The following is a 641-nucleotide window of genomic DNA, read 5'->3' as shown; positions in this document are numbered from 1 at the left end:
ATCCGTCACCGTCTTGAACAACGGCACGGTGGAGACCGACGGCAAGCTGGCCTTCTCGGTGTTCGCTCAGTCGGTCGGCGGCGGCGGGGGCTCCGGCGCCGGCGCCGGCGGTCTGCTGGCCATTGGCGGCAAGGGCGGCGCGGGCGGCGACGCCGACACGGTGACCGTCGTCAACAGCGGCGAGCTGATCACCCACGGTTACGACTCCCACGCCGTCTTCGCCCAGAGCGTGGGCGGCGGCGGCGGCGCCGGCGGCGGCGCGGGCGGCAGCTTCGCGATCGGCGGCGACGGCTCGGGCGGCGGCCTGGGCGGCGCGGTCAATGTCACCAACCACGGCGCGATCACGACCGACCTGGACGGTTCGGTCGGCGTCTTCGCCCAGTCGGTCGGCGGCGGCGGCGGGGCCGGCGGCGACTCCGTCAGCACCAGCCTGTTCGTGAACCTGTCCGTCGGCGGCGCCGGGGGGACGGCCAGCCGGGGCGGCGACGTCACCGTCGACAACGACGGTCTGATCGCCACGGCCGGCGACCGGGCGACGGCCATCTACGCCCAGTCGGTGGGCGGCGGCGGCGGTGACGGCGGCTTCGGCGCCGGCGGCGCGGTCGGTGTCTACGGCGCGGTCAGCATCGGGGTCGGCGGCA

The 641-nt window shown here is 76.1% G+C and carries 1 pseudogene; it reads left to right on the top strand.

The features are described 5' to 3' along the window. Window positions 1–641, top strand: a pseudogene (locus J7528_RS23875) (hypothetical protein); the annotation flags it as partial.

This window comes from Caulobacter sp. (assembly GCF_017744445.1).
In the GTDB taxonomy this organism is placed as follows: Bacteria; Pseudomonadota; Alphaproteobacteria; order Caulobacterales; family Caulobacteraceae; genus Caulobacter.
The sequence above is the reverse complement of the archived record's forward strand: the minus strand, read 5'-3'. Positions and strand labels throughout refer to the sequence as shown.